Source organism: Cryobacterium sinapicolor (assembly GCF_004403465.1).
Lineage (GTDB): Bacteria > Actinomycetota > Actinomycetes > Actinomycetales > Microbacteriaceae > Cryobacterium > Cryobacterium sinapicolor.
Genome location: NZ_SOGQ01000096.1, coordinates 1 through 1,176, shown reverse-complemented (window position 1 = coordinate 1,176; position 1,176 = coordinate 1). Strand labels below are relative to the sequence as shown.

Here is a 1,176-nt window from a genome sequence, read left to right as displayed (position 1 = left end):
GGCGAACATGGAGAGGGTGATGTGCCGGTACCAGCCGCCATATTGCCGCACTTGGTAGTGGTCGAGCCCGGTTTCGCCTTTGGAGGTTTGGAAGGTTTCCTCGATGGCCCAGCGGGCCCCGGCGACCCGGGCCAGCTCGATCAGGGTGGCGTTCTCGGGTGTGTGGCAGATGTAGTAGGCCAGGTCGGTGGGGTCTTTCAGGGAGCGGCGGGCCAGCAGCCAGTGTTCCCCTGTCTCGGCGGGGCCGTTGATGCGAATCCTGGCCCAAGAGTAGAGCCGTTCGCCCTTGGTCCCGGTGCCGGCGGTGCGGGTGCGCCAGGCCCTCCCGTCCAGGGCGGCGAAGAGCTGATCGGCCCGCCCTTCGGCGCCCAATGAACCCGGGGTCGACGTGATGGCGCGCTGGTTCATGGGCACGGCCATCACGTAATTCATGCCGCGGGCCTCCAGCCGGCGGCGCAGCCCGGTGTGTTGGCCGTAGACGGCATCCCCGGTGGTCCATTCGGCCTCGATGCCGGCGTCCAGGGCGCGCTCGATCATCTCGGCGGCCAGCACGGGCTTGGTGGCCATCACCCGGTCCTCGGGGATTCCCGCCTGCTTGCACCGCTCGGCGTCGTCGATCCAGGCTTTGGGCAGGTACAGCTCCCGGTCCAGGAAGGTCCGCCCGGCCGAGGACGCGTAGGTGAGAAACACCCCGATCTGGCAGTTTTCCACCCGCCCCGCGGTGCCCGAATACTGGCGGGCCACCCCGGCCGACGCCGTCCCCTTTTTCAGGAATCCGGTCTCGTCAATCGCCAAAATCCCCGTGGGGTCGCCCAGGTGCTTTTTCACGTAGCCGAACAAGGCATCGCGCACGGCATCCGGGTCCCAATCCGTGGTCGAGAGCAGCCGCTGCATCCCATCAGGGGTGCCATGGCCGGCCCGCTCAGACAAGCTCCAGGAGTTCTTCCGCTCCTCGTCCGAGAGCAGGCCACGAATGTAACTGACCGCGTTGTTCCGCGGTTCCGAGCGTGCAAACTCGTCCCCAATCAACCCGCGGATCTCCTCGAGGCCCTGCGCCCATTCCTGTACCTCTGCCACCCAAATATCATCGTTCACCCGTCATGATTAACAGGATTCGGGGCAAAAATCCGATCAAAACGCCGATACAGCCAAAAATAAACGCGACTGTAGTACTAG

At 65.1% G+C, this 1,176-nt stretch carries 1 protein-coding gene; it reads right to left on the bottom strand.

The genetic code is table 11. From position 1 onward, the window contains the following. Positions 1-1,077: IS701 family transposase (locus E3T28_RS16670; RefSeq protein ID WP_420898281.1), on the bottom strand; the 1,077-nt coding region annotated here is incomplete at its 3' end. Positions 1,078-1,176 lie beyond the last annotated feature (99 nt).